Origin of the sequence: Acinetobacter sp. A3, assembly GCF_012371415.1 — a bacterium.
Taxonomy (GTDB): Bacteria; Pseudomonadota; Gammaproteobacteria; order Pseudomonadales; family Moraxellaceae; genus Acinetobacter.
Map to the genome: position 1 here is coordinate 47,490 of NZ_JAAZQW010000003.1, position 26,724 is coordinate 74,213.

At 41.8% G+C, this 26,724-nt stretch carries 27 protein-coding genes; 17 read left to right on the forward strand and 10 right to left on the reverse strand.

Annotated elements, in window-relative coordinates; all coding sequences use genetic code 11:
* Nucleotide 1: 1 nt before the first annotated feature.
* Nucleotides 2–541: a DUF924 family protein gene (locus HHA42_RS02205; protein ID WP_168460482.1), complete on the reverse strand. Its 540-nt coding sequence runs from the start codon at nt 539–541 to the stop codon at nt 2–4.
* A gap of 318 nt (nt 542–859) precedes the next feature.
* On the opposite strand from HHA42_RS02205, the gene gshA reads away from it, so the two are divergent.
* Nucleotides 860–2,437, forward strand: coding sequence for a glutamate--cysteine ligase (gshA, locus tag HHA42_RS02210; RefSeq protein ID WP_168460484.1), 1,578 nt, complete (start codon nt 860–862; stop codon nt 2,435–2,437).
* 18 nt (nt 2,438–2,455) lie between these two features.
* Nucleotides 2,456–2,989: a disulfide bond formation protein B gene (locus HHA42_RS02215; RefSeq protein ID WP_104852736.1), complete on the forward strand. Its 534-nt coding sequence runs from the start codon at nt 2,456–2,458 to the stop codon at nt 2,987–2,989.
* Nucleotides 2,990–3,081: 92 nt separating this feature from the next.
* On the opposite strand, the gene HHA42_RS02220 is transcribed toward HHA42_RS02215, so the two are convergent.
* Nucleotides 3,082–4,413 carry an alpha/beta fold hydrolase gene (locus HHA42_RS02220; RefSeq protein ID WP_168525298.1) on the reverse strand — a complete coding sequence of 444 codons (1,332 nt, stop codon included), beginning with the start codon at nt 4,411–4,413 and terminating at the stop codon, nt 3,082–3,084.
* A gap of 244 nt (nt 4,414–4,657) precedes the next feature.
* Here HHA42_RS02220 and HHA42_RS02225 point away from each other — a divergent pair, with 244 nt between their 5' ends.
* Both HHA42_RS02225 and parE read left to right on the forward strand, forming a co-directional pair.
* Complete coding sequence (locus HHA42_RS02225) at nt 4,658–5,242, forward strand: YqiA/YcfP family alpha/beta fold hydrolase (RefSeq protein ID WP_168525301.1); 585 nt, start codon at nt 4,658–4,660, stop codon at nt 5,240–5,242.
* Nucleotides 5,243–5,256: 14 nt separating this feature from the next.
* Nucleotides 5,257–7,137, forward strand: coding sequence for a DNA topoisomerase IV subunit B (gene parE / locus HHA42_RS02230; protein ID WP_168417676.1), 1,881 nt, complete (start codon nt 5,257–5,259; stop codon nt 7,135–7,137).
* Nucleotides 7,138–7,196: 59 nt separating this feature from the next.
* Here parE and HHA42_RS02235 read toward each other — a convergent pair whose 3' ends face one another.
* From HHA42_RS02235 to HHA42_RS02250, 4 genes are all read right to left on the reverse strand, one after another.
* Nucleotides 7,197–8,612 (reverse strand): DASS family sodium-coupled anion symporter, encoded by a 1,416-nt coding sequence (locus HHA42_RS02235; RefSeq protein ID WP_168525303.1) that lies wholly within the window; start codon nt 8,610–8,612, stop codon nt 7,197–7,199.
* A 177-nt stretch (nt 8,613–8,789) separates the two neighbouring features.
* The gene (locus tag HHA42_RS02240; protein ID WP_168525305.1) at nt 8,790–9,572 is read right to left on the reverse strand and encodes a sulfite exporter TauE/SafE family protein; all 783 of its coding nucleotides are present in this window, start codon (nt 9,570–9,572) and stop codon (nt 8,790–8,792) included.
* Nucleotides 9,573–9,743: 171 nt separating this feature from the next.
* The gene (locus tag HHA42_RS02245; RefSeq protein ID WP_136144365.1) at nt 9,744–10,475 is read right to left on the reverse strand and encodes an outer membrane protein OmpK; all 732 of its coding nucleotides are present in this window, start codon (nt 10,473–10,475) and stop codon (nt 9,744–9,746) included.
* Between the two features lie 67 nt (nt 10,476–10,542).
* Entirely contained in the window at nt 10,543–10,716 is a 174-nt protein-coding gene (locus HHA42_RS02250) for a hypothetical protein (protein ID WP_168417680.1), read from the reverse strand.
* A 308-nt stretch (nt 10,717–11,024) separates the two neighbouring features.
* On the opposite strand from HHA42_RS02250, the gene HHA42_RS02255 reads away from it, so the two are divergent.
* From HHA42_RS02255 to HHA42_RS02280, 6 genes are all read left to right on the forward strand, one after another.
* Entirely contained in the window at nt 11,025–11,387 is a 363-nt protein-coding gene (locus HHA42_RS02255) for an HPF/RaiA family ribosome-associated protein (RefSeq protein WP_168417681.1), read from the forward strand.
* 178 nt (nt 11,388–11,565) lie between these two features.
* A complete protein-coding gene (locus tag HHA42_RS02260; protein ID WP_168525307.1) occupies nt 11,566–12,108 on the forward strand; it encodes an ankyrin repeat domain-containing protein in 543 nt (180 codons plus the stop codon).
* Nucleotides 12,109–12,124: 16 nt separating this feature from the next.
* Nucleotides 12,125–12,895 (forward strand): transporter, encoded by a 771-nt coding sequence (locus HHA42_RS02265; protein WP_168417683.1) that lies wholly within the window; start codon nt 12,125–12,127, stop codon nt 12,893–12,895.
* Nucleotides 12,896–13,004: 109 nt separating this feature from the next.
* A complete protein-coding gene (gene dsbD / locus HHA42_RS02270) occupies nt 13,005–14,897 on the forward strand; it encodes a protein-disulfide reductase DsbD (protein ID WP_168525309.1) in 1,893 nt (630 codons plus the stop codon).
* On the forward strand, nt 14,894–15,571 hold the full coding sequence (locus tag HHA42_RS02275; RefSeq protein ID WP_168417685.1) for a glutathione S-transferase family protein: 678 nt from the start codon (nt 14,894–14,896) through the stop codon (nt 15,569–15,571). The genes dsbD and HHA42_RS02275 overlap by 4 nt, the downstream gene beginning before the upstream one ends.
* A gap of 177 nt (nt 15,572–15,748) precedes the next feature.
* Nucleotides 15,749–16,312: an NAD(P)H-dependent oxidoreductase gene (locus tag HHA42_RS02280; RefSeq protein ID WP_168525311.1), complete on the forward strand. Its 564-nt coding sequence runs from the start codon at nt 15,749–15,751 to the stop codon at nt 16,310–16,312.
* 134 nt (nt 16,313–16,446) lie between these two features.
* Here HHA42_RS02280 and HHA42_RS02285 read toward each other — a convergent pair whose 3' ends face one another.
* Nucleotides 16,447–17,358: an alpha/beta hydrolase gene (locus HHA42_RS02285; RefSeq protein ID WP_168460500.1), complete on the reverse strand. Its 912-nt coding sequence runs from the start codon at nt 17,356–17,358 to the stop codon at nt 16,447–16,449.
* Nucleotides 17,359–17,512: 154 nt separating this feature from the next.
* On the opposite strand from HHA42_RS02285, the gene HHA42_RS02290 reads away from it, so the two are divergent.
* Nucleotides 17,513–17,950 carry a DUF2147 domain-containing protein gene (locus HHA42_RS02290; RefSeq protein WP_168417688.1) on the forward strand — a complete coding sequence of 146 codons (438 nt, stop codon included), beginning with the start codon at nt 17,513–17,515 and terminating at the stop codon, nt 17,948–17,950.
* Nucleotides 17,951–18,047: 97 nt separating this feature from the next.
* Here HHA42_RS02290 and HHA42_RS02295 read toward each other — a convergent pair whose 3' ends face one another.
* Nucleotides 18,048–18,395 (reverse strand): Spx/MgsR family RNA polymerase-binding regulatory protein, encoded by a 348-nt coding sequence (locus tag HHA42_RS02295; protein WP_168417689.1) that lies wholly within the window; start codon nt 18,393–18,395, stop codon nt 18,048–18,050.
* Between the two features lie 553 nt (nt 18,396–18,948).
* A complete protein-coding gene (locus HHA42_RS02300; RefSeq protein WP_168525313.1) occupies nt 18,949–19,767 on the reverse strand; it encodes an exodeoxyribonuclease III in 819 nt (272 codons plus the stop codon).
* Between the two features lie 39 nt (nt 19,768–19,806).
* On the opposite strand from HHA42_RS02300, the gene pyrE reads away from it, so the two are divergent.
* The 3 genes from pyrE (at nt 19,807) to HHA42_RS02315 (ending at nt 22,291) form a co-directional block, all read left to right on the forward strand.
* Complete coding sequence (gene pyrE / locus HHA42_RS02305) at nt 19,807–20,457, forward strand: orotate phosphoribosyltransferase (RefSeq protein ID WP_168417691.1); 651 nt, start codon at nt 19,807–19,809, stop codon at nt 20,455–20,457.
* A 314-nt stretch (nt 20,458–20,771) separates the two neighbouring features.
* The gene (locus tag HHA42_RS13465) at nt 20,772–21,635 is read left to right on the forward strand and encodes a PAAR domain-containing protein (RefSeq protein WP_194559173.1); all 864 of its coding nucleotides are present in this window, start codon (nt 20,772–20,774) and stop codon (nt 21,633–21,635) included.
* A complete protein-coding gene (locus HHA42_RS02315) occupies nt 21,632–22,291 on the forward strand; it encodes a hypothetical protein (protein ID WP_168525315.1) in 660 nt (219 codons plus the stop codon). The genes HHA42_RS13465 and HHA42_RS02315 overlap by 4 nt, the downstream gene beginning before the upstream one ends.
* A gap of 209 nt (nt 22,292–22,500) precedes the next feature.
* On the opposite strand, the gene HHA42_RS02320 is transcribed toward HHA42_RS02315, so the two are convergent.
* A complete protein-coding gene (locus HHA42_RS02320; protein WP_168525317.1) occupies nt 22,501–22,695 on the reverse strand; it encodes a DUF3565 domain-containing protein in 195 nt (64 codons plus the stop codon).
* Nucleotides 22,696–22,811: 116 nt separating this feature from the next.
* Between HHA42_RS02320 and gshB the strand changes: the two genes are divergently transcribed.
* From gshB to murC, 3 genes are all read left to right on the forward strand, one after another.
* Entirely contained in the window at nt 22,812–23,756 is a 945-nt protein-coding gene (gene gshB / locus HHA42_RS02325) for a glutathione synthase (RefSeq protein ID WP_168525319.1), read from the forward strand.
* A 382-nt stretch (nt 23,757–24,138) separates the two neighbouring features.
* A complete protein-coding gene (murG, locus tag HHA42_RS02330; RefSeq protein WP_168525321.1) occupies nt 24,139–25,242 on the forward strand; it encodes an undecaprenyldiphospho-muramoylpentapeptide beta-N-acetylglucosaminyltransferase in 1,104 nt (367 codons plus the stop codon).
* Between the two features lie 3 nt (nt 25,243–25,245).
* Nucleotides 25,246–26,694, forward strand: a complete 1,449-nt coding sequence (gene murC / locus HHA42_RS02335; RefSeq protein WP_168525323.1) for a UDP-N-acetylmuramate--L-alanine ligase — start codon at nt 25,246–25,248, stop codon at nt 26,692–26,694.
* Nucleotides 26,695–26,724 lie beyond the last annotated feature (30 nt).

Consider the following 26,724-nt stretch of genomic DNA (forward strand, 5'->3'; position numbering starts at 1 on the left):
ATTAAAAACTACTATTGGGTTGGGTTAAAAACTCAAGCTCTTCTGCGCTAGATGGACGTCCTAACACCTGATTTCGGTGCGGATAATGTCCAAAACGGTCAATAATCACTTTGTGTTTAAGTTCATAGCCCAAAACAGTGGGGTCATCCAAACTTTCAAAAAGCCCTAAGGCTACTTCGTGAATGCGTTTTGATTCACTGTGCATAAATGGCATATATAAAAAGCGGCGCTCAATTGGCTTTAAGTCCTGATCCAGTTTTAAATGAATCATTTCCTGCGCCAAGACCAAGGCCATACCATCTTGAGCGAAGGCACGTGGGTCATTACGATATAAATTACGTGATAGTTGATCTAAAATAATAATTTCAGCCAAACGCCCTGCGGGTGTTCCACGCCATGTCCATAATTCTCCCTGCGCAGCTTGGCGATGCACTTCTGCAAATTTTTCTGCAAGTAAGGCGTCGAATTCTGCAGTTTTCACAAACCAATTTGCTTCTGCAGCTGGAGAAAACCAAAAATCTAAAAAATCTTGATAATTCATACGCTTTATTATTTACCTCTGCTCATTTGATTATAAAATCACAAATTTAACGTGTCTTATAGTGCAACTTTGTGATAAAAAATTGCCAAATTAAAATTTATTGACGTTGACCACTATATAAAATGTCAGCCTGCCCCAAAATCATCATTTTGTTAGAAAAAACAGCCCAAGCGCATGTACTGCTGCCAAATCAAGTTATACTTGAAAGGTTATGGTTTTATCTTAGATCATGCCCATGATTAAGAAAATTGCAACCGACCCAAAATCAGCTTGTGGTTTATGTCGTATTCGTAGTGTATTGGATTAAGCGAGAGTGTAATGAGTCAACCCGAACCAAATGCGCAAGATGTTTTACCGAACTGGGTAGACGCTGCGCTGCTTCAAGGGATGTTGCGCGGGATTGAACGCGAAAGTCTGCGTATGCAAAGTGACGGCTTTTTGTCGCAGCAAGCACATCCTCAAGCTTTGGGTTCGGCACTGACACATCCACACATTACAACAGATTATTCTGAAGCGTTGATGGAGTTTATTACTCCACCGCAAAACAGTATTCCGCAGGCTTTGGCGTATTTGCGTGATATTCACAGTGTGGTGCATCAGCACTTGGGTGAGGGCGAAAAGCTTTGGCCACTGTCTATGCCGTGTATGCTTGATGAAACCGATGAAGGCATTCCACTGGCGCAATATGGCAGCTCCAATATTGGGCGTTTTAAAACCCTGTATCGCCGTGGTTTGGGTGTGCGCTATGGCCGCCGTATGCAGACCATTTCAGGGGTGCATTATAATTTATCCTTCCCTGAGCATTTATTTGCAGCCCTTCAACAACACGAAACCGATGATCAGCTAAAAGCGCTCAGTTTGCAGGATTATCGCAGCCATCGTTATTTGGGTTTAATTCGTAATTTTATTCGTTTAACGCCTTTGGTGATGTTCCTGCTCGGTGCGAGTCCATCGGTATGTCAGTGTTTTATGACAGGGCGTGAACACCATTTGTTGCCGTTGTTACGAGGTACGTTGTATTTGCCGTATGCCACCGCATTGCGTATGGGCAATTTTGGTTATCAAAACTCGGCACAGAAAAAACTCGGTATCCATTACAACGACTTAACGGGTTATTTGGATGGTCTGCAAAAGGCCGTGAAAACGCCGTATTTACCATTTAGCCGTTTAGGTTTGGATGATGAAACGGGCGAAGCGATTCAAATTAATGACCATGTCCTGCAAATTGAAAATGAGTACTACAGTTTGGTACGTCCAAAACAAGTACCGCAGGATGGTGAAACGCCATCACAAGCCTTGGCGAATCGTGGTATTGGTTATGTGGAACTACGTGCGGTAGATGTTAACCCATACAGCCCAATCGGGATTGATGAACATACGGCAGGCTTTTTGGAAGTCTTGGCGCTGTATTGTTTACTGAGCGATAGCCCAGCCTTGTTTGATGCAGAGCAAACGATTATTGAGCAAAATCAGGCCGAAGTGGTTAATCGTGGTCGTGCGCCAAATGCACAAATTCAGGAAGGTGAAGTCAAAACTCCAATTGAAGCGTGGGGGCAGCACTATGTCACTGCCATGCAACCTTTGGCTGCTTTACTTGACCAAAGTTATGACACCCAATTGTACTCGAACGCCTTAACACACATGATGGTGCGTTTACACGAGGTAGATGAAACGCTGTCTGCGCACATGATTACAGATACTATTCGTCATGGCGGAACGTGGGGCTTTGGTAGCTATATGGCGCAGCAACATGCGCATGTATATGAACAGCATCAACTCAGCCCAGAAACACAGGCTTATTTTGATGCTGCTGCGCTACAATCAATTCAGCAACAACAACAACTTGAACAAGAACATAGTCTGAGTTTTACAGACTATTTAGCAAAATATCGCTAATCATTCCGAGGCTCGAGCATGCAAATTAGTTATCGTCTGCTAAGTGGTTTTTTATTTTTAGCCAGTGTCGTGGGGATGGCATTTGCATTGTATTTGGAGCATGTGCAAGGTTTGGCACCGTGTCCATTGTGTGTGTTTCAGCGTGTTGGTTTAATTGCCTTGGGTGTAATGTCGTTGATTGCCTTTGTGCATAACCCACGCTCCAATGTGGTCAAACGCATATATGCCTTGTTGGGCAGTATTGGCATTTTATGGTCAGTGGGTGTGGCAGCACGGCATGTTTGGTTGCAAAACCTACCACCTGATCAAGTTCCAAGCTGCGGTCCGGGACTGGATTACTTGGTTGAGGCTTTGCCAATGAAGTCGGTGTTGCAGCAAGTGCTGTCGGGTTCAGGTGAATGTGCGGTAATTGACTGGACGTTCTTGGGGCAGTCTTTACCAGTATGGTCATTGCTGTTTTTTAGTGTGTTGGCCTTGGTCAGTTTATGGCAATTACTGCGTAACTATCCTTTTGTTGCGCCTGCTTCATTTGGCAAAATTAAGAAAAAATAAGTTCAGTCTATCTGGTATTGGATTTAAAAAAGCGCCATCTACAAAACTGAGATGGCGCTTTTTTTATATTTTTAGTTGGTGAGTCTTAAATTTTAAGTCAGGGCAATGCCTTCTAAACTTGACCAATCACCAATAAATTCATGGATTTGCTGTTCAGGTACATCTTCTTGTGGTGGATAAAACCACTTCACCAATTGCTCGGCCACACTTGGGTGATAAGGCAACTGAAAATGGTTTAAACCATAAAACACCGCTTTATGTGATTCGGGCAATTTCAATTCAAAACGTGGGTTGGGATGTTCGCCCAAAGCACTTTTCACGCTAACCAGATAATCGCCAATCACTTTGCGGTTCAGCTTTTGTTTTTTCTCACGCTCAATACTGCCTGCAACAAAGTAGGTGTTGATATGGGTCGGTAAGGGCGCAGGTTTACGATTGTCATCGACCTGTCCAATCCGTGCCTGATTATGTTCCCAGTCATCATCACGCACACTGCCATGCCGCAAATCTAAAATACCGTTACTGCGGATATTGACCAAATGCCCGACAATTTTCACAATCGGGAAGCGGCCTAATTTATCTTGCAAATGGAACCCAAAACGCTCCAGTACTGCCCCGTGGTGCGGTGAACCTAGACATACCAGATTTTCCACCAAATGAATCCAGCCATGCATATTTTGTTTGCCGTAAAACAGCGCACTGCGTGACACCAAGCCGCCCATGCTGTGGCCAATTAAATCAATACTGGTAATTTGAGGATGACGCTGAATTAAGTCTTCCAGTGTATTGGCGAGACTACGCCCATTGGCTGAAATTCTGCGTCCTGTATTGTAGTTCAGATACAGCATGGTGTTGTGATCACGTTGCGCCAGTAGTTTTTCACCAAAACCACCCATTTGATGTGATGTCCAATCTAAATGGTTACGACACAAACCATGCGCAAAAATCACAATACGCCCAGACAAATCGCCTTGTTGAACTGCACCATAATGATCGTATAGCACCATAGGCAACGCGAGCGGATTTTGCTGCTCGAGTAAATAATCTCCCAACACCCCATTGAGTACACCGACTAAAAAGTGCAGGCTGGGGGTTAGGGCTTTGTCATGTAAATTTGGGAATTGTGCATTAATATGGCGTAAGCCAGGTGCAACAAAGTGGTAGCCGTATTGTTGCAAACTATTAAAGGCGAATTTATACAGCTTTTGAAATGTGGGTGTTTTCTGGAATTTTTTGGAGCGTTGTTCGCTCATGCCAAACACGCTAAGCAGGACTTCACGCTGGATGGTTTGAATGACATCGGTCATGACAGCATTCAGACGTGTGCTGACCAGTTGTGCCAAGCCTTCTAAAATATCGGCCTGACTTGGAGGTGTACGGTCCCATCTACAATAGGTTTCATGCAGTGGTGTTAAACTTGGCATACTGTGTTGCCCCTTGTGTTCCCATATACCGAACGCTTTATTTTTACTTGAGTTCGCGGTATAAACTTGTACGCTTTCATTTTATCGTGTTTATTTCGATCTGCTTTTAAAATACCGATGACTGCCAAGATGCATGCGTCTTTTTGTCTAACAATTGCATTTTTCCATGAAAATTAAATTAAAAACACATCAAAAGTGGCTAAATTTCACGAGATAGAGATAAAAAAATAAGGGCATAGCAACAATGAATTTGATTTATTTACATGGTTTTCAAAGTAGCCCTTTGTCCATGAAAGGGCAGTTATTGTATGCCTATGTGCAGCAGCATCGCCCAAATGTTCAGATGCATTTGCCCGATTTAAATGCGCCGCCTTTAGAGGTTTTGGCACAACTGTCGGCATTGATTCAAAGCTTGCCCAATGTGGCATTGGTGGGCAGCAGTTTGGGTGGTTTTTATGCGACACAATTGGTCGCACAGCATCATGTGCCTGCTGTTGTGATCAATCCTGCTATGCGACCATGGCAGTTGTTTCAAGACTTGTTTGGCGATGTATTGCCTTACACCGTACACCCAAACTGGCATTTAACTGCACAGCAATTGGATGACTTAGCAGACATTGCGTTGCCAGTTGCACAAGATGCAGACAAAATATTGGTGTTATTGCAACAAGGCGATGAAGTTTTGGATTATCGTGAAGCGCAGCGTTATTATAGTACTGCTTCGCCTTCGGCCATGATGATGACCGAAGCGCACGGCAACCATGCCATGGATGATTTTGCAGACAAAATTCCGATGTTACTGCAATTTTTATCGGATTCCCTAGCTTAAGGAAACAGTACAACGTGTCTCAATATACCGCTCAATCTCTTGAAGTTTTATCTGGTTTAGATCCAGTACGTCGTCGTCCGGGCATGTATACCGACACCACACGTCCAAACCATTTGGCGCAAGAAGTCATTGATAATGCGGTGGACGAAGCGCTTGCGGGACATGCCAATAAAATTACGGTAAAAGTCTATAAAGATGGCTCATTGTCAGTAGAAGACAATGGCCGTGGCATGCCTGTCGATATTCACCCTGAATACGGACAAAGCGGGATTGAAATTATTCTGACCAAACTGCATGCAGGCGGTAAATTCAGTACCGATAACTATCAGTTCTCTGGTGGTTTGCACGGCGTTGGTATTTCCGTGGTCAATGCCTTATCTAGCCGTGTAGAAGTGACCGTACAGCGTCAGGGTAACCTGTATAAAATGGCATTTGATCAGGGTGAAGCTGCTGCGCCTTTAGAAGTATTGGAAGGCAAAGCACCAAAACGTGCTTCGGGTACGTTGGTGCATTTTTGGCCTGAAGCCAAATATTTTGATTCGCCTAAATTTGCCTTAAAAGCTTTAAAACACAATTTAAAAGCTAAAGCAGTATTGGCGGCAGGTTTAGAAATTCATTACCTTGATGAAATTAACGATGAAAAAATTGTCTGGCAATTTGAAAATGGTCTAGTCGACTATTTGATGGATGAGCTGGAAGATCGTGAAATTGTGCCTGCACCTGCTTTTGTGGCCACAGGTGAGGCAGAGCGTGCCAGTGCCGAATTTGCCATTTGTTGGAATGTAGAAGGCGGTGAGCAAATTCAGGAAAGCTACGTTAACCTGATTCCGACTGCACAAGGCGGTACGCATGTGAATGGTTTGCGTTCTGGCGTGACCGATGCTTTACGTGAATTTTGTGAGTTACGTAATTTATTGCCGCGTAATTTGAAACTGTCTGCAGAAGATGTCTGGGACGGGGTCAACTATATTTTATCATTAAAGTTTCAAGAACCGCAGTTTTCAGGGCAAACCAAAGAGCGTTTATCTAGCCGTGAAGCAGCCAGCATTATGCAAAATATTGCCAAAGATGCTTTTGCCTTGTGGCTTAACCAAAATTCAGACATTGCCATGCAACTGGCAGAAATGGCAATTTCCAAAGCAGGTCGTCGTTTAAAAGCGGCTAAAAAAGTGGAACGTAAAAAAATTGTTTCAGGCCCAGCCTTGCCCGGTAAACTGGCAGATTGTGTGGGGCAAACCCGTGAAGAATCGGAACTATTTATTGTAGAGGGTGACTCTGCAGGTGGTTCTGCCAAGCAAGCACGCGATAAAAACTTTCAGGCGATCATGCCGATTCGTGGGAAAATTTTAAATACGTGGGAAGTCTCTTCCGATGAGGTTTTAGGCTCGCAGGAAGTACATGATATTGCAATTGCCATTGGGGTTGATCCAGGTAGTGATGACTTGTCTGAATTGCGTTATGGCAAAATTTGTATTTTGGCCGATGCTGACTCGGACGGTTTACATATTGCGACCTTGTTATGTGCTCTGTTTGTGAAGCATTTTCCAAGTCTGGTGGAAGATGGGCACTTATATGTGGCCATGCCGCCATTATTCCGTATTGATGACGGTAAAGATGTGCATTATGCGTTAGATGACGATGAGCTGGAAAACACCCTGAAAAAAGCCAAGACCAAAAATCCGCAAATTACCCGATTTAAAGGTTTGGGTGAGATGAATGCCAGTCAGTTGCGTGAAACCACAATGGACCCCAATACACGCCGTTTGGTGCAGTTGGATTTAGACGACAGTCATTTCACTGCTGGTTTGCTGGATAAGCTGTTGGCAAAAAAACGTTCTGCTGACCGTAAAGTATGGTTAGAGCAGAAAGGTAATTTAGCTGATTTGGCGGTTTAAGCTGATCTAAAGTGAATAAAAAATGGGGCATTTTATGCCCCATTTTTATTGATTGATACTTAACTAAAGAACCAATACACAAATAACGAAATAATAAATATACACATGATGTTCAAGACCATGCCCACACTCATCATTTCGCTTTGCTTGATTTGACCTGTACCAAATACAATCGCATTTGGTGGTGTTGCAACAGGTAACATAAAGGCACACGATGCACCAATACCAATAATCACCACTAAAATTTCTTTCGGAATACCCATTTGGTCTGCAATTGCAGCAAATACAGGTACTAATAACGCAGCAGAAGCGGTGTTACTGGTAAATTCGGTTAAGAAAATAATGAAGATGGTGACTGCAAAAATGACCACCAATGGAGAAGTATCACCAAAGGTATTGGCAAGGGTTTGACCCAATACCAAAGACGCACCTGAATCTTTTAAGATTGCACTGAGGGTTAGACCACCACCGAACAGTAATAACACGCCCCAATCGGTATTTTCAGCCACTTGCCTCCATGAGGCAGTACCTAGCATGACCACCAAACATGCAGCAGCTAATGCAGTCCATGTATCGGGTTGGCTAATACCAAAGGTTTCGCTAAGTTTTTTACCAAAAATCCATGCCACTGCAGTACATGCGAATAAAAGCATGGTTGCAATACGGGTTTTGGTCCAAGGAATCACTTCAGTTTCAAAATGAATTTTCTGGTTTAAATTTGGACGCAATACCAAATATAAGCTGACCAACATGGCTGGCAGTAAAATCAGCACCATTGGTAGACCAATTTTCATCCAGTCAGCAAAGTCATAGTCTAAAGCTTTGGCTGCAATGGCGTTTGGCGGAGAGCCGACCAAAGTCCCCAAACCACCTAAACTGGCAGAGTAGGCAATCCCCAATAAAATGAAAACGAAGGTTTTACGCTCTTTGGTGGCATCGAGGTGTGACAACAAACCTAGTGCCAGCGGTAACATCATTGCTGCAGTCGCGGTGTTGGAAATCCACATCGACAGCGCAGCAGTGACCACAAAAATAGATAAAACCGAAATCCCCAAGTGACCGCCCGACATGGAAATAATCCACATCGCAATTTTACGATCCAGTTTTTGGATATGCAGCGCAGTTGCTAAGGCAAAACCACCAAAGAATAAGAAAATGACAGGGTCAGCAAAAGTTGCTAATGCTTGCTTGGTTGAAATTGGTACAAGTTCTTTGCTGGCATTTTCTAGTGGCATACCTAAAGCCACAGCAAGCACAGGTACTAACAGTGCTGTAATGGTAATGTGTACCGCTTCGGTGAGCCATAAAATACCAATAAAAAGCAACAGACTTAGACCCTTATTTGCATTTTCATCATAAGGCAAGACATTGTATAAACCGAAAGAGAGCAGGGCTGCAATTGCAACAATCACCCAGGTCTTGATCAGTTCTTTTCGCTTAATATTGGCTGGCACTTCTATATGGTTATTTTCCATAGAAGTTCACTCCGTCAAAAGGAATTAAAAGAAAAGAGGGAAGATTGGTCGATGCAAACGACCGAAGCAGTCTGAATAGACTTTTTTTTAAGCTAGCCTTAATTATAGGTGTAAAAATTTGTTTAAGCCAAAAAAAATCTAAATAATTTTCCATTTGTTATGTTCATTTTTATTGATTTATACCAGCAATGCAGGCTGTTTTAAAATGATGGATAATCCTTGAGCAATTGCGTAAATAGCCATAAGACCAAGCAAAGCAAATACAATCTGCTTAAATACAGCCTGAGAAATATTTTTACGAATCTGACTGCCCACATAAACCATTGCCACAGAAATTAGGCAAATCAAGGCTAAAACTTGTAATTGTATGTGATTAAATTGTTGAATTACTGGATATAACACTGCCAGTTGAATGAGTTTAGAAATAATAAAATTTAAGTTACTAATTACTACAATATCAGTTTTGCTGTGTTGAGTGCTGAGTAAATACATCATCAGAAATGGTGCCATGGCATTGGTCGCACCACCAATCACACCTGCTAGAAAACCAAAAATCAGCATATTTTTCAGTGAGGCTGAAATTTGTAAGGGGTGGGTTCTAAACTGATCGGCCACGTAAAGCAGAATCAGTGTCCCCATCGCAAATTTTAAATAGCCTTCATTTAGAATCAGCAGCAAACTGACGCCTAAATAGCTGCCAATTAACGCACTGAGAATTAAGCCCCAATATTTTTTGCAGTAGCCATATAAACTGCTCAATAAAGATTGCTTGGTGTCACCCCGCAACATGTATAGATTTAACAGTAAACAGGGAATGAGAACCAAGGCGACTGCGGTACTCAGCGGATACAGCATCGCCACTGCAGCGGTGCTAAGCATGGGAAAGCCAAAACCACTCATGCCATGTAAAATTGCGGCAATGGCACAAAATAGCAGAATAATAAAATCAGTTTTTTGCATGTGAAGTCACATTGCTTTTTATTTGAAATTTAAAGTAAATGTAGCGGAGTTTTGAGTGAAGTACAAATGAGTCGCGTGCTAATTTTATATCTGAATATAAATTGAAAATTTTAACAGCCAATAAAAAAGCAAGACCGAAGTCTTGCTTTTTTGAATAGCGATCAGGCTGACTTAGAAGTGATATTTGACTAATGCGCTAACATTGTGTTCGTCTAAACCTTTAATGGCGTATTTGTTGTTCCAAACAGAATGTTCAATACCCACGTATAGTTTGGTATCAGGTGAAATGTGTTTACCCACATTCCATTTGTACTGAGATGTCCAGTTCAATTCACTTGCATGATTATTTTTTTCAGCCGTAGACCAGTCTAGGAAAGCATCAGCCAAGAACTCTTCTGAACCAAGTTTAAATGGAATAGCATAAGTGATGGTCATTTGATAATCATCTTCTTGGCCATCATTTTCTACTTTATAGAAGTTGATGTTTGCATATTGGGTATATGGGATGTCTAAAGCAAAACCAATACCGTACAGGTAGTTGTTAAAGCCTTCACCACCTTCCCAAGTCGTTGCAATCAAAACGTCTTTAATTGGGCCGACTGCCAGTTTTTGGCCTGAAACAGCACCCAAGCTTAAACGTGGTGCAACTTCAAAATAAGTTTCGTTACCACTTAGATCATTATTGGTACGGTCAGCAAAGGCAAAAAAATCACCGTATTTCAATCCCGCAGCATATTCAGCAGTAATAGTGGTTTGCTCTAAATCATCAACCATGCCAACAGGATGAGCATAATTCTCACCATATAAACCTGTAATGCTAAAATCTTGCCAAACTGGCGCAGCTTGCGTAAAAGTTGCAGCAGTAGAGAGAGCGCATAGCGCAGCAATATGTGTAAATTTCATAAAATAAGACCCCAAGAAAAGCGTTTCAAGGATACAGATTCTTAAGCAAAAATAAAGCAAAATTCGATTATTGACAGGTCATTTCTTGGTATTTTTTGCCAATTCTAAAAGCGCTGCATTTTTTGCAGGATTTAAAACCAATGGTAAAAATAATGTCTAGCTTTTTGCATGCCATGCTAAGCCCCTTAAAAGCATCAAGTTTCTGTGTTGAAAAACCAATCACATCGGCTTGAACAGTCAAATTGGTTGCTTATTGAACATCTGAGCGAAAACTTGTCCTAAAAGGGTTATTCTTTTGCTGCTTTTCTATAAATATCGCTTGCATATTTTTTAGATAGGCCCGATATTCAAGGTATAGGGACACGGTTCTGCAGACTTAAAAGTGTTCATCATTCAAATGGGAGGAAGTTATTCCAAACTAAGTTGAAGATGTACTTTATGCTGTAAAAACAGCACATTATAAACACGCTAAAACGTATATGTATAAAATTATATGTAAGATTTTGGCACAACAAGATTCAGAAATAACGAACGCAAGAGGATGAAATCATGAATATTGAAATCCGTACCGATAAAAACATTCAAAACAGTGATCGATTAATTAGTTACGTTCGTGAAGAACTGAATAATGAATTCCAACGCCACAGTGAGCGTATTACCCATTTTTCAGTACATTTTAGTGATGAAAATGGGGAAAAAGGCGGTGATGACGACATCCGTTGCATGATTGAAGCCCGTCCAGCAGGTTTAAAACCAGTGGTTGTAAATCATCGTGGTCACAACATTGATACTGCAATTCATGGTGCGATTGACCGTTTAAAACGCAGCCTAGAACATGCGTTTGAGAAAAATGAGAACCCTCGTGGTGCACGCCCTGAATTTGTAGATACAGATGTCGATGCTGATGAATAAGAAACATGCAGTTTAAGTACTGCAGACTTCTGGCCTCGCAAACATTGCGGGGCTTTTTTATGCCTGATAGAACTGTGCAGATGTAAATTCACGATTTGCTGATATTTATCTCATACAAATGCCGCTTTATTGGGCATAATAGTCTTAAATTGAATATTGATTGAAGAGAGTTTTCTGCATGTTAACTGCGCAACAACAAGTTTTGGTGCAAGCAATAGAAGAATTAGACCTTGCCCAAGTGCAACGCCTTTTGGCAGAGGGTTTGGATCCTAATTTTATGGATGCCGAAAAGGGGCCTGTCATTTCGGTCTGGTCTGACGGTTTATTTCAATGGTGGGAAAAAATTTGTGAAGCTTATGAGGCGGGTCAGCCATTAAGTGATCAGCAAAAACAACAAGATTTACAAGTCCATCTAGATATTTTAGAAGCCTTGATTCAAGCCAAAGTGAATTTGCATTTATGGGATGCCGAAGAAGTCTACGGACCACTTTGGGATGCTGCTAGTGCAGCATGTACACCTGCCGTACAACGTCTGTTAGATGAAAAAGTGGATCCAAATACCAAAGATGAAGATGGTTTAACTATTTTATCTTCAATCAGTGATTTATTGTTTGATTGTGATTTTGATGAAATTCAATGGTCTGATGCTTTGCCAGAAGAACAACAGACTTTAGAATTGTTGCGTCACCATGGCGCAAAAATGAGTAAAGAATTGGCCTAACCGCAGAGATAAAAATATGTCAGCATTAAAAACAGTTGGAATTCTGGTGGCAGCAGCGATCAGCATGCAGGTTGGAGCAACCGAGTTTGAATTTGATCGTCCTGGTGCAGGAATGAGCACAGGTATCACCCCTGTAGGAAAATTGGCTTGGGAACAGGCTTTGCCAAGTGCAAGTTATCAGGAAAGTAACAACGCTTTGGGCGAAACAGTGAAAACCACACGCTTAAATGCTGACATGTTGTTGCGTACAGGCTTAATGCAGGACTTAGAGTTGCAACTAGGTTGGCAGGGTCCTGCGTGGAGCCAAAGCAAAACTGCAGGGCAATCGGTTGAAGATGATGGTTTGGGCGATGTCAGCATTGGCCTAAAACAAGCAATTGATTTAAATGACGATAAATTGTCGATGGCAGTATTGTTAGAAGCGTTAATTGCCACAGGCAATGACGGTTTTACTGAACATGACGATATTTACAGTTTAAGCACAGCGGTGAGCTATCAATATAGCGACCTATTAAAAACGGGCATCACCATGCGTTATGCGGTGCAAAATAGTGATTGGGCGGCAACTGCGATTCCAAATATTCAATATCGTTTAAATGATCAATGGTCGGGTTTTTCTGAGTTGGTATATCGCAAAGCAGAAAGTCAGGACTATGAATATGGTTTGGGTTCAGGGCTGATTTATACACTGAATGAGCGTACCCAACTCGATGCCAGTGTTGGTGTAGATTTAGACGGTGCAGATAAAAGTTACCGTGCAGGTTTAGGGATGTCGTTCCTGTTTTAAGTGAACAGCACTTAAACAACAACTCAAAATGCAGCGCGTGTAAACAGTGATTTCACGCGCTGCATTTATTCAATAACAACAAAGTGTATGCGGAGGCAGCTAAAACAAGATGACACTGCCTTTTTTTCAGCCGAGTGCAGCACAGTTAAATGCAGTGATTCGAGGCGTGGCTTATCATCTGAGTCACTATTTGCATAAAGCTGTGCGTATTTTATTGTTGGGTTGGCTGTTGCTGTTCAGTTTGAATGTGCAGGCAGAAACGCCATTACTTCCGCCCGAAAAAGCCTTTCAGTTTAGTGTTGAATCTGTAGATTCGCATCAGGCAGAACTGCGCTGGAACATGCCTGAACAGTATTATTTGTATCGACATCAATTTAAGGTCGAGCATGGGCAGCAAGTGCTGGCTTTGGAGTTGCCTCCCGCTGAAGATGTTTATGATGAAAATTATGGACACACTCAAGTTTATTATCGGCAGGTGAGTTTTAAAATTCCCACCCAAGCTGCGCAGCACTATCAAGTGACTTGGCAAGGGTGCGCCCAAGATCGGATTTGTTATCCACCGCAGCGCATAGAATTCCAGACCGATAACACAGGTTTGGTCATTTTAGAAAATCAAAGTGCATCACAAAAAAGTATTTGGGCTGGGCAAAGTAGTTCCACTCGTGAAGGATTTTCAACTGCACCTGCCAATTCTCCAACTGATTTGCAGACAAGCCCTGAAGCTGCACAACCTATAACGGCACAAGATCAGCAGTGGTCTGAAAAACTGGCACAAAGCTCGTTGGCCTATGGTTTGCTATTATTTTTTGGATTGGGGCTGCTGCTGGCTTTTACCCCGTGTTCTTTGCCGATGTTGCCCATTTTGACCTCCCTATTGGTACGTGAACACAAAGGCATCAAAGCATGGATGATTGCACTGGTCTTTGTCTGCAGTATGGCCATGGTCTATGCGCTGTTGGGATTAATTGCGTCATCAGCAGGTTTGAATTTTCAGCGTTGGTTGCAGCAGCCTGCAACCTTAATTGCCTTTAGCCTGTTATTTGTGCTGTTTGCTTTAAACCTATTTGGTTTGTTTGAAATCAAGTTACCACGTGCTTGGGTCAATCGACTCGATCAGGCGCAATCTATGCAAAAGGGCGGTAATTTAGCTGGTGCTGCGCTAATGGGCATGTTATCTGCCTTGTTGGTTGGGCCGTGTATGACTGCGCCGTTAGCAGGGGCATTATTGTTTATTTCCCAAACCCAAAGTCAGATACAGGGTGCGTTACTACTATTTACACTCGGTTTTGGCATGGGTACGCCGTTATTGTTGGCCAGTGTGCTTGGGGCAAAAGTATTGCCGCGAGCAGGCTTGTGGATGCATCAAATTAAAGTGCTGTTTGCCTTTATTATGCTGGCTTTAGCACTATATTTTGTCCGTCCTTTAATTGGTGAAGCATGGCTGCAATGGCTTAGCTTGGCACTTGGACTCAGTTTTATTGGCTATGTGCTGCATCGTTTAAGCCGCTATCATGGTGGCTTGCGAGCCCTTTATGTGAGTGCGTTATTGTTGGTTGTGCCTTATCTGATTTATAGCCAGTATCAACACAGTCAGCGCTTTTGGCAGCAAAAAAGTGTAGTAGGATTACAATGGCATCAGGCCAAAACTGCTGCCGAATTACAACAGTTACTGGCTCAAGCCCCTAAAAATCAGCAAGTGATGATCGATGTTTATGCCGACTGGTGTGTAGCGTGTCGTCCGATTGAGCAGCAAGTATTGAAGGCTGCTGAGGTTAAACAGGCATTGGCAGCGTATTATCTGATTAAACTCGATTTAAGTGATTATGATGAAAGTCATCAGGCCTTGCTTAATCAATGGGAAATTTTAGGGCCACCGACATTCTTGTTTTTAGATGCACAACAACAAGAAATTCGCAGTTTACGTTTAACAGGTGCATTTACCGAGCGTACTTTATTGCAACAGCTCAGTCAGTTGGACACAGCACAGGAATCACAATTATGATGCAACTGTATATTGCCAATAAAAATTATTCGAGCTGGTCGCTGCGTCCGTGGCTGGTGTTAAAAGCATTTCATCTGCCTTTTGAGGAAATTCAGATCAATTTTCCCACAGAACGTGGTCAGGGTAATTTTAAACAGCAGGTGCTGGCAGTGAACTCAAACGGTAAAGTACCTGCTTTATTGCATGATGGATTATTGGTCTGGGATTCTCTTGCCATTTGTGAATATTTGGCTGAGCAATTTCCAGAGCAAGCCCTGTGGCCACGTAATGCACAACAACGCGCTTGGGCACGCAGTATTTGTGCAGAAATGCACAGCGGTTTTACAGATTTACGCAGTTTATGTGGGATGAATATTCGCGCCAATTTAGCGGAAGTTGGCGCAAAATTATGGCAAGAACATGCAGGTTTGAGGCAGGATGTGGCTCGCATTGAACAGATTTGGGCAACACGCCCAACTGTAGGTGGCTTTTTATGTGGTGAATTCAGCATTGCCGATGCCTTTTATGCCCCTGTGGTGACACGTTTTATGACTTATGCTTTGCCCGTGAGCGCAGAAAGTCAGCAGTATATGCAACTGGTGATGCAGCATCCCGCTATGCAGGCTTGGATGCAAGCAGCTTTACAAGAGCCAATGTGGGTCAATTATTTGGAACCTTATCAAAGCCAAGTCTGAATGGAGTAGTCGTGTAAATTTGGAGTAGCTATTGCATAATCAAAGTGGGTTGTGGCGCAGCGATCTTGCCAATTTTGTTCCAAAAATAAAACAGAGTGTCTTAATTCTCCAGATTATTCAATTTAGCGCAAAGATTAAAATAGCGTTATTGAATGAATAAAGAATTGAGATGCAGCCATGAAAATTTTACATATCGACTCCAGTATTTTAGGTGAAAATTCGGTTTCACGTCAGTTGAGTCAGGCCATTGTGCAACAACTGACTGCGAAACATGCCCATGCACAGGTCGATTATTTAGATTTGGCACAGCAACCGATTCCGCATTTAACTGCCGAAATTTTAATGGGCCAAGACGCAGAACAAGCCGCTTTGGGTGAAAAAATTATCCAGCAATATATAGATGCCGATGTCGTGGTCGTAGGTGTTGCCATGTATAACTTTGGTTTGACTTCTACCTTGAAAGCATGGATTGACCGCATTAGTGTGGCAGGCAAAACTTTTAAATATACTGAGCAAGGCCCTGTGGGCTTGGCGGGTGAGAAAACAGCGTATATCGCCAGTAGCCGTGGTGGCGTCTATGGTGATAACAGCCCTGCCGATTTTCAGGAAGATTTTCTAAAAACCATCTTCAATTTTACAGGCGTGAATGATGTGCAAGTGATTCGTGCGGAAGGTGTGAGTATGTCTGAATTTAAAGATCAGGCAGTTGCTAAGGCCTTGCAACAAATTCAGGCAATTTAGGCTGTATTTTTCCCAACAAAAAAGCTCAGTATCTTAAGGATGCTGAGCTTTTTTATTGTCAGTTTTATTGAAAACTCCGTTTACGCGCATAGAGCTGCAATGATGTCATCAACGGTTTTAGCTTAATTTCAAATTTAGCTTTGATCTTGCAGATGAGCAAATTCAGCCAAATCTGCCAAAGCTTGCTTGGCTTCATCAAACCATGGCGAAAACATTTGAAAATTGTGCCACATGCCTGTGTAGAGTTTGTAATGTACTTCTCCCCCTGCTTGTTCAGCTTTTTCTTTAAAACGGGCTGCGTCGTCCAGCAAAATTTCTTTAGAGCCAACTTGTACCAAAACAGGGGGCAAGTCATGTAAATCATCAAATAAAGGTGAAATTTGTGGCGCAGCACGATCCAGTTCAGGCGGCACATAATAATCAATGCCTGTTTCCAGTGTTTCAATCGAGAGTAGGGCATCATGCTTGCGGTTATAGCGTAAGGATTCACTGGTGAGCGTTAAATCCAGAAAGGGTGAAAGCAGCATCAGGGCGCTGACTTGTGGCAATTGCTCATCCCGTATTTTCAAGGCCAGTGCCAAAGCCAGATTTGCCCCGCAAGAATCGCCAGACAAAATAATGTCTTTGGCTTGAATACCTTGTGTTAAAAGACTTTGATAAACATCAAAGACAGCTTCTAAGGCATTAGGAAACGGATGCTCAGGTGCAAGAGGGTAATCGACATGAATGACCTGCATTTGAGTACGTGCCGCCACTTGGCTTAAAAATGCCCGATGCGTATTTAAAGAACCTAGAAAAAAAGCCCCGCCATGAATATGAAAAATTAGCTGTGTAGCAGCATCCTGAGGTTTTAATTCTTCGGCACGTAAACCTGCCAAACGCAATGTGCGTACCTGCACCGACTTTTGCATAGGAAACAAACGACACATTTGCTCAAGTGCAAAACGTAAAGAATTGGGTGGTAAATTTAACTGACTAGGCGTACGGATGGTGGTTTTTAAAAACCGCTCTGTAATAATTTGTTTCCACATGGGGTTAATCTTCATGATTTTTCCATTTTGTTCTTTATTTGATCGGATATTTGTGTATTTACCAACATAATTTACAAGGGTACACTAAACGGTCACATTCAAAAATTGCAAATTTGTTGTGACTTTTTAATAATAAAGTTGTCTGATAGTAGACCAGGGAAACAAAACAATGAAAAAAATTGCACTTGCATTCGGGCTGTTAGGTTTAAGCGCTTTAGCCAATGCTGCAGATCCGCTTAACGGCACAGTTTGGAAAACAATTGACGATAAAACCAAACAACCCAAAGCCACGGTAAGATTTACTGAGCAAAAAAATGGAACTTTAACCGCAAGTATTCAGTCAATTTTAACACCTGGTGAAGAAAATGCCTGTACAAAATGTGAAGGTCCGTATCACAACAAATCTTTGAAAGGTTTGACCATTGTTCGCGGTCTGAAAAATACGGGTGGCACAAGCTACGATGGTGGTTCAATTCTTGACCCGCAAACTGGTAAGACCTACAAGCTCAAAGGTAAACTTGCCAATGGTGGTAAGAAACTTGAATTACGCGGTTTCATTGGTGTAGCGGCATTAGGTCGTAACCAAACTTGGATTCGCGCAAACTAAGTTGTCGTTTAAGGCTGTCGCTAAGGCAGTCTTAGCAACTAAGAATCAAAAAAACCTGCTTAATTTAAGCAGGTTTTTTTAATGGAATTTTTTGAGCTTAGATTAAAGCACGATAAGCAGCTTCATCAAAACCTGCAATAAAACCCGATTCGGTTTTTAAGACAGGGCGTTTAATTAAACTGGTGTGAGTACATAGTGCCTCTATTAAACTGGCTTCACTGGCCAGTGCTGTTTGCTGTTCTGCTTCACTGAGTTTGCGCCATGTGGTGCCTTTTTTATTTAAGATGATATCTTGCCCAAGTGCATCTAACCAAGTTTTGACGGTTTCGGCATCAATTCCTTGTTTTTTATAATCATGAAATTCATAACTTAGCCCTAATTCATTGAGTAAATCGAAGGCTTTTTTCATAGAGTTACAGTTTTTAATACCATAAATTTTGAACATAATTTTTCACATCAATATCATCAAGCTGGCTATAGCCTAGCCCAAAACAGCGTTAAGCGCTAGAAATCACCATGAACATGAATATCGACAAGTGTATTTGTCATCAATACGTCATAGCGATGTCACGAGATTGACACTTGGCGGTTCTAAAATGTGACGTATAAACAGAACAACATGAAAAACTTGATAAAAATAGATTCAAGTCAAAATAAATACAAGAATGAAGTGAAGAATAATAGTAACAGCGCAGAAAAGAACAAACACAAGATAAGATGATAAAAAGAGAAAACCCGCATTTAATCATCCTGATTATGCGGGTCTCATTTTAACGTCCATTGTTACATCCTTGAAAAGCAACTTGAATCAAGTTTACTTTTTCCATCCATCGGCTTCCAATCCTTTTGTGTCGTCCTGACTGTCCCTTTGCCGTGATGCAATAATGCGCTGAATGGCCCTGAAGTTAAATGTACAAAGTCGACAGATTATGTGCGAATTGAACCTCGATTAAGTGAACACTTGTTCACTCATTTGGGCGGTAAAATTTGTGTGAAGATTAAATTTTATAATCAATAATCACTGGGGCGTGGTCGCTAAACCATTCTTCTTTATATACCCACGCATTGACTGTACGTGTTTTCCAGTCAGGAGAGCAGGCATGATAATCAATCCGCCAACCTACGTTCTTGGCACGTGCTTGCCCGCGATTGGACCACCAAGAATACAGCTCTGCTTCCTGACGTACTTCACGGAAAGTATCGACATAGCCTAAATCATTATAAATATAATCTAACCATGCACGTTCATGCGGCAAACAGCCTGAAGATTTTCGGTTGCCTGACCAGTTTTTAATATCAATGCGTTTATGCACGATGTTGTAGTCGCCACAGACAATGATGGATTTATTTTCTTCACGCCACTGTTTTAGAATCTTTTGATACTCTTCTAAAAAGTGATCTTTCCGCATTTGTGCTTCTTCACCCGAAGAGCCAGAAGGCAAATACAGTGAACAGATGTAAATTGGATGATCTAGCCCGACATCGAACTCGGCACTGATAAAGCGGCCTTGTGAGTCTGCCAATTCAAAACCCAAACCATTTTGCACAGATACAAATGGTAAGCGGCTATAAATGGCTGTGCCTGCGTAGCCAGCACGCTCTGCAGGGAAAAGATGGGTGTACCAGCCTTCAGGTTTAAATTTATCGGTCCATTGGGCATGGGTGATGCGACTTTCCTGCATGCAAATCACATCTGCTTCAGATTGTTCTAACCATTCGAGTAAGCCCTTGCTTACCGATGAACGCAACCCATTGACGTTAATTGAAACCACTCGAAGAATTTTTTGATCACTCGGATAGCTACTCTTTGGTATCATGCTCAGGTCTTACCTCAATGTATTAATTCGGAGCACCTCATGACATCGCCAGCTCAATTTAACCCGCAAGCTTTTATCGAACTCGCCTTATCACGTGGTGTGCTTAAATTTGGTGAGTTTACTTTAAAATCGGGTCGTGTGAGTCCTTATTTTTTTAACGCAGGTCTATTAAATGATGGTGAAGCTTTATCGCTATTGGCTTCAGGCTATGCAGACCAACTTATGCAATGCAAAAATGTAGATGTGATTTTCGGGCCTGCCTATAAGGGGATTCCATTTGTTGCGGCTACTGCTGTGGCTTTATCTCAGAATCATGGCGTGAGTGTGCCGTGGGGCTTTAATCGTAAAGAAGCTAAAGATCATGGCGAAGGTGGTGTGCTTGTCGGTGCTGCGGTTGAGGGCAAAAAGGTTTGGATTATTGATGATGTGATCACTGCGGGTACAGCTATTCGCGAAGTGGTCACTATTTTGAAAAATGCAGGCGCACAAATTGCAGGTGTATTGGTGGCTTTAGACCGTCAGGAAAAAGGTCAGGGCGATTTGTCTGCCATTCAGGAAGTGCAAAAAGAGCTGGAAATTCCTGTGCATGCTCTAATTACCATGAAAGATTTAATGAACTATTTAGATGCCAAAGGTGAAAAAGAGGCCTTGGCAAAAATGGAAGCGTACCGTGTGAAGTATGGGGTTTAAGTTTATTGAGGAAGGAAGCGAGAGCTTCCTTTTTCACTTTTATTTATTTTAATAACATTATGGGATGTGATAAATAATGATATAAAGTCTAACTGAAGCAGTTGGACTAAATTTGATTATAATATGAGAAATATACTGCGATTTTTTACTCATCTCAAAGTTTGTTATACTTATTAAATAATAAAAACATATATGAACTTAAAAATGACAAGATCGGCTTTTTACACGAATTATTTATCGAAAAACTACAGCAAATTTCTTCAAAAATGCCTCAGAATTTTCTTAGTCTGGATTAAATTATAAGGATTAAGATTATGAAAGGTTTTGCTATTCATAATGCACCAACAACTCATGGTGGTCGTATTTTCGCTACTCAGATAAGAGATTCTCAAATGGGAAATTCTTTTATTAGAGCTGGTGATGGACATTTTTGTCCTAAATGCAAATCTTGGTCTACAGTGATTAAAAGTCATGACCATATTATCTTTGATGGTAAGCCAGTTGCTTATGTGGGTGATAAACTCAGCTGTGGTGCTATCATTCAACCGCAACAATCACACGTTGTTGGAGATAGCAGTAGTGCTAGTTGCCATGTTGTTTCTAATCCTCAAGCCAGTCAAGATCAGTTGGTGAATGCTCAACAGAACTTAATCAATCATTCTGCAAATAAGAGGCAATATGAAAACTATTATATTGAGTGTAATAAAACCGATTATGTGAAATTTAAAACAGGAATACCTCCATACGATGAAGATAACAAAGGATTACTAGGAACTATTCTGCAAATTGTTTCAGGAACATGTGATTTTTTCGTTACATATATTTTAAAGGATAAAAACCTTTTTATAACGGTTTCCTATCTTCCTCCAGTGGTAAAACATGAGGCAAATAAAATCATTCCTTATGCGACTCTAAGACTCTATAAAGAAAAAAATAGAAAATCTGAATTATTAATAAGACAAGAATTGAAGTCAGATGGCGGGGTTTGGAGTACTGAACGAGGAAAAGAGCCTGTAGGTTTCTGTAATGTCGCCTTGCCTGATCCAGATTTACTACCATTGAAAGTTGAATTAGATCTTGGATATGTATTGATGTTTAATGGCGGCACCGTTACACCAATACCGAGTTTTACAACCTACACATTTACTTTAAACTCCGCAGCAAGAGAAGTTAGATGAAGTTTTTCCTTACTTTTTTAGCAGTTTTTTTTATATTCGGAAATACTGCCTGCTCATCTAATGATCATAATACTCGTCATACTGAAGCTAAGCCCATTAGAGACAGTGATGCTACATTAAATCTTTCCATAGAAGATCAGACTATTATAAAAACATATAAAGATACGATTCATAATTTGAATTTCAGAGAAAGAGAGCATGCGAATCAAGTAATGAAAGATAGTTTGCCTGAAATAAGCAAGATTAAGAATGATCATGAGCGAGAAAAGTTGCAAATGCAGATTTACTTAGCTACAGCTATGTATAAAGAAGCTCATGATTTAAATGGTAAAATGTTAAAAGATGTGTTTAGTGAAGCACGTTTGCTCACCCAATGTGAGTTAAGCTATTATGCAAAAAGACCCCAAAACGAATATGAAAAATGTTATGCGGAATTAGCATTATTATTGCAACAGACATTGAATGACACTCCTAAAAATGACCCTGAATATTTATATGGTGAGTGGGGATATTTACTCGCAATGTATAAGGCAGGGCATGAAGAATATAAACAAAAAATGGAAGAGTTTATTCATTCTACTCAAGATGAAACAATGAAATATCAATTTGAAAGCTCTTATGAATTGGCTATTGAACAGGTGGCAAGTTATAAGTAACCCTCGTTCTTATGATTGTGCTCGGGGAATTCTCTCCAAATAATAGAATTTAAGCCAACGTTGTTGGTGAAAAATCAGTGATTAATACATCACAAGGTCTTGAGCGCCATAATTGCATCTCTCAGGGCTATTGCTAAGTAAAATGATATCAGTCGACTCAATAAGCCAGCATTTTTATTTGGGATCACAAACTGGGTATGCTAAAGATCCTACTTAGCCTGCTCCTCACACTTCTTACACTCCAGCATCACCCCAAGCTTTTCTTGACGACCTTGCTCTGTAATGACCCATGGGCGGTTTTGCCAAGGCGGATTATGCCGCACATGCTGCCCATGACCGCAGGCTAAATCTGCGACCCAATCATTTTCTTCATCTAAATGAAAACCAATAATCGCTTGTTGCATCGCAAACTCCTAAGTGTGTGATGGGGCTAGATAAAGCGTTACGAAAATTGCAGCAAAACCAAAGCCAAACTCCGCTATACTTTTGCTTATTCAATTCTTCAAAAGAGCACCGAAATATGCGCGTACTTGTGGTGATGGATCCCATTGAAACAGTTAATCTGAAAAAAGATTCCACTATGGCAATGCTATGGGCTGCTTCACGTCGTGGGCATACCTTGGGCTATGCATTACAGCAAGACTTATATATTGATCAGGGCAAGGCATTTGGCCTCATTGCACCGCTCAAAGTCTTTGAAGACTATAACCATTATTACGAATTGGGCGAAAAACGCAAAGAATCCTTGGCAGATTATGATGTGATTCTTATGCGTAAAGACCCACCTTTTGACATGAATTTCGTCTACACCACGTATATTTTAGAGCAAGCCGAGCGAGAGGGCGCATGGATCATCAACAAGCCACAAAGCCTGCGTGACTGTAACGAAAAACTGTTTGCGACCCAATTCCCTGAGCTACAAGTTCCGACCTTGGTCACTTCACAACAAAGCCTGATTCGTGAATTTATTCAGCAACATGGCGATGTAATTGTCAAACCGCTAGACGGCATGGGCGGCATGGGGATTTTCCGTTTATACCAAGATGGGGTCAATATTGGCTCAACCATTGAAATTTTAACTAACAATGGCACACAGCCGATCATGGCGCAGCGTTATATTCCTGAAATTGTGGATGGTGATAAACGCATCCTCATGATCAATGGCGAACCTGTGCCTTATTGCTTGGCGCGTATCCCGCAAAATGGTGAAGTGCGTGGCAATTTAGCTGCAGGCGGTTTAGGTGAAGCACGTCCATTGACTGAAAATGATAAGGCCATTGCAGCCAAAGTCGGGCCATACTTATGCGAAAAAGGTCTGGTTTTTGTCGGACTAGATGTGATTGGCAACTATGTCACTGAAATTAACGTGACCAGTCCAACCTGTATTCGTGAAATTGACGCACAGTTTGGCACATCTATAGCCGATGATTTATTTGCCGTACTCGAAGCAGGTCGTAACAGTTAAACGAGAGTCTATGCTTTGACTGATTACATTGCAGGTTCATGTGCCGAATGAGGCTATAAAAAAGTGTGAGTCAAATCAGGCTAAGAAAGTTCAGACAATAGCGCTCTAATTTTAGGGCGCTTTGTTTTTAGAATGAAAGATACAAAAACGCACACTTATACTTTGTAAAATAGGTCAAATAAATCATCTGAAACTGAATAAAATTTAACATTTTCCGTAGATTAATAATAAAACTAGTTTAAACTTGAAAAACTGTAGAAAAAAACAATCAAGCACTTGGTGAAAAAAAGTAAATATCCTTTCAAGCCTATGCGTTTGTGATTACAATTGAGGCCTTATACAAGATTTTTATTTGCCTTATTTTGAGTTGAAGAATTAAACCGTGACTGACGCACAGCAACAACAGCCTAAACATGTCATGATGATGGCCGCAGGTACAGGTGGACATGTTTTTCCAGCGCTGGCCGTCGCAAAACAATTACAGCAACAAGGGATTCAAGTGTCATGGTTGGCAACGCCAACGGGCATGGAAAATCGCCTGCTTCAAAACCACAATATTCCAATTTACCAAATTAATATTCAGGGTGTGCGTGGTAATGGTCTGATTCGTAAACTGGCCGCACCATTTAAAATTTTAGGTGCAACATTGAGCGCCATGCGTTACATGAAACAATTAAATGTCGATGCTGTTGCAGGCTTTGGTGGCTACGTGGCAGGGCCAGGTGGCTTGGCTGCTCGTGCCTTGGGTATTCCTGTGATTATCCATGAGCAAAATGCGGTCGCAGGTTTTACCAATACTCAGTTAGCACGTGTGGCAAAAACCGTATGTCAGGCTTTCCCAAATACGTTCCCGAGCAGTGAAAAAATTGTCACTACAGGTAACCCTGTACGAGCAGAAATTACGGCAACGCTAAGCCCTGCATGGCGTTATCAGGAACGTGAAAAAGCAGGCTTGCCTATTCGTATTTTAATTGTGGGCGGTTCACTCGGTGCACAAGCCTTAAATGAGTGTGTGCCTGAAGCTTTAAAACAGCTGAATCTACCTTTAGATGTGTATCATCAGTGTGGTCAAAACCATGCCGAAGCGACGCAGGCGCGTTATGCGCATAAGCCAGACAGCTTGCAGGTCAATGTACAGCCCTTTATTGAAGATATGGCACAAGCCTACAGTGATGCCGATTTAATTATTTGTCGTGCTGGTGCGTTGACCGTGACTGAGGTTGCGACTGCGGGTGTTGCGGCTGTATTTGTACCTTTGCCAAGCGCAGTGGATGACCACCAAACTGCAAACGCCAAGTTTTTAGCCGATCTTGGTGCTGCCAAAATTTGTCCGCAGGCCAGTATGACGCCTGAAAGTTTAACTGCCTTATTAACCCCGTTGATGAATCGTCAATTGTTATCTGAAATGGCGGTCAAAGCCCGTCAGCAGGCACAACCTGATGCAACCCAACAGGTGGTTCATTTAATTCAAGCATTGTTCGAGTAAAATATGTCTCCATCTACACCCGCTGACCAAGCGAAAAAATTAATTAAAGTGCCTGAAATGCGCCGTATCAAACACATTCATTTTGTGGGTATTGGTGGCGCGGGGATGTGTGGTATTGCCGAAGTCTTGAAGAACCAAGGCTATAAAGTGTCGGGTTCAGACATCAAGGCATCCAAAACCACAGCACAATTAGAAGAAAATGGTATCAAGGTCTATATTGGGCATGCGGCAGAAAATATTAAAGGTGCCAATGTTTTGGTGGTTTCTACTGCAATTGACCCAGAAAACCCTGAAATTAAAGCCGCAATTGATACCCGTATTCCTGTGGTGCGTCGTGCCGAAATGCTGGGTGAGTTGATGCGCTATCGTCATGGTATCGCTGTTGCGGGAACGCATGGTAAAACCACCACGACCAGTTTAATTACCTGTATGTTGGCCGAAGAAAATATGGATCCAACTTATGTGATTGGTGGTTTGCTGAACCGTACGGGTGTGAATGCGGCACTTGGTGCTAGCCGTTATATCGTGGCTGAAGCTGACGAATCAGATGCCTCATTCTTATTCCTAGAACCTATGGCGGCTGTGGTGACCAATATTGATGCTGACCACATGGACACCTATGGCGGTAGTTTTGATACTTTAAAAGATACTTTTATTCAATTCTTACATAAACTGCCATTCTACGGCTTGGCAGTGGTGTGTGGTGATGATGCCAACATTCGCGAAATTATGCCGCGTATTGGCCGCCCAGTATTGACCTATGGTTTTAACGAAGACAACGACATTCGTGCCATTGATGTTGATCAGGACGGTATGCGCACTCACTTTACTGTTTTGCGTAAAGACCGTGAGCCATTACGTGTAACGGTGAATCAGCCTGGTTTACACAACGTACTGAATGCCTTGGCAGCAATTGGGATCGCGACCGATGAAGGCGTTTCTGATGGTGCAATTTGCCGCGCCTTAGAAGGCTTTAGCGGTGTAGGTCGTCGCTTCCAAGTTCAAGGTGAATTTGCCGTAGAAGGCGGCAATGTGAAATTGGTGGATGACTATGGACACCACCCGAAAGAGGTTGAAGCAACCATTAAAGCGGCACGTCAAAGTCATCCTGACCGTCGTTTGGTGATGTTATTCCAGCCACACCGTTTTAGCCGTACCCGTGACTGTTTTGATGACTTTGTAGAAGTGTTGTCGCAAGTCGATCAATTATTGTTGCTGGATGTTTATCCTGCGGGTGAAAAACCAATTGTAGGTGCAGATAGCCGTACTTTGGCGCGCAGCATTCGTTTACGTGGTCAGGTCGAGCCAATTTTGGTCGATCCACACGATGGCAATTTACCGAATATTGTGAAACAAGTGTTACAAGCCAATGACTTGTTATTGACTCAGGGTGCAGGTAATGTTGGGGCAATTTCAATCGAACTTGCACAAAATCATCTGTATTTAAAATAATCACAGCGTGTGATTTTGAATTTGATCGAC

Coding starts and splice junctions, on each gene's coding strand:
- HHA42_RS13465 (WP_194559173.1), top strand. CDS start 20,772: ATGAAAGGTTTTGCTATTCATAATGCACCAACAACTCATGGTGGTCGT.
- HHA42_RS02260 (WP_168525307.1), top strand. CDS start 11,566: ATGTTAACTGCGCAACAACAAGTTTTGGTGCAAGCAATAGAAGAATTA.
- pyrE (WP_168417691.1), top strand. CDS start 19,807: ATGACATCGCCAGCTCAATTTAACCCGCAAGCTTTTATCGAACTCGCC.
- HHA42_RS02205 (WP_168460482.1), bottom strand. CDS start 541: ATGAATTATCAAGATTTTTTAGATTTTTGGTTTTCTCCAGCTGCAGAA.
- HHA42_RS02275 (WP_168417685.1), top strand. CDS start 14,894: ATGATGCAACTGTATATTGCCAATAAAAATTATTCGAGCTGGTCGCTG.
- gshB (WP_168525319.1), top strand. CDS start 22,812: ATGCGCGTACTTGTGGTGATGGATCCCATTGAAACAGTTAATCTGAAA.
- HHA42_RS02265 (WP_168417683.1), top strand. CDS start 12,125: ATGTCAGCATTAAAAACAGTTGGAATTCTGGTGGCAGCAGCGATCAGC.
- HHA42_RS02240 (WP_168525305.1), bottom strand. CDS start 9,572: ATGCAAAAAACTGATTTTATTATTCTGCTATTTTGTGCCATTGCCGCA.
- HHA42_RS02255 (WP_168417681.1), top strand. CDS start 11,025: ATGAATATTGAAATCCGTACCGATAAAAACATTCAAAACAGTGATCGA.
- HHA42_RS02215 (WP_104852736.1), top strand. CDS start 2,456: ATGCAAATTAGTTATCGTCTGCTAAGTGGTTTTTTATTTTTAGCCAGT.
- HHA42_RS02235 (WP_168525303.1), bottom strand. CDS start 8,612: ATGGAAAATAACCATATAGAAGTGCCAGCCAATATTAAGCGAAAAGAA.
- gshA (WP_168460484.1), top strand. CDS start 860: ATGAGTCAACCCGAACCAAATGCGCAAGATGTTTTACCGAACTGGGTA.
- HHA42_RS02220 (WP_168525298.1), bottom strand. CDS start 4,413: ATGCCAAGTTTAACACCACTGCATGAAACCTATTGTAGATGGGACCGT.
- HHA42_RS02290 (WP_168417688.1), top strand. CDS start 17,513: ATGAAAAAAATTGCACTTGCATTCGGGCTGTTAGGTTTAAGCGCTTTA.
- HHA42_RS02285 (WP_168460500.1), bottom strand. CDS start 17,358: ATGAAGATTAACCCCATGTGGAAACAAATTATTACAGAGCGGTTTTTA.
- dsbD (WP_168525309.1), top strand. CDS start 13,005: ATGACACTGCCTTTTTTTCAGCCGAGTGCAGCACAGTTAAATGCAGTG.
- HHA42_RS02295 (WP_168417689.1), bottom strand. CDS start 18,395: ATGTTCAAAATTTATGGTATTAAAAACTGTAACTCTATGAAAAAAGCC.
- HHA42_RS02320 (WP_168525317.1), bottom strand. CDS start 22,695: ATGCAACAAGCGATTATTGGTTTTCATTTAGATGAAGAAAATGATTGG.
- HHA42_RS02225 (WP_168525301.1), top strand. CDS start 4,658: ATGAATTTGATTTATTTACATGGTTTTCAAAGTAGCCCTTTGTCCATG.
- murC (WP_168525323.1), top strand. CDS start 25,246: ATGTCTCCATCTACACCCGCTGACCAAGCGAAAAAATTAATTAAAGTG.
- HHA42_RS02280 (WP_168525311.1), top strand. CDS start 15,749: ATGAAAATTTTACATATCGACTCCAGTATTTTAGGTGAAAATTCGGTT.
- HHA42_RS02245 (WP_136144365.1), bottom strand. CDS start 10,475: ATGAAATTTACACATATTGCTGCGCTATGCGCTCTCTCTACTGCTGCA.
- HHA42_RS02300 (WP_168525313.1), bottom strand. CDS start 19,767: ATGATACCAAAGAGTAGCTATCCGAGTGATCAAAAAATTCTTCGAGTG.
- HHA42_RS02315 (WP_168525315.1), top strand. CDS start 21,632: ATGAAGTTTTTCCTTACTTTTTTAGCAGTTTTTTTTATATTCGGAAAT.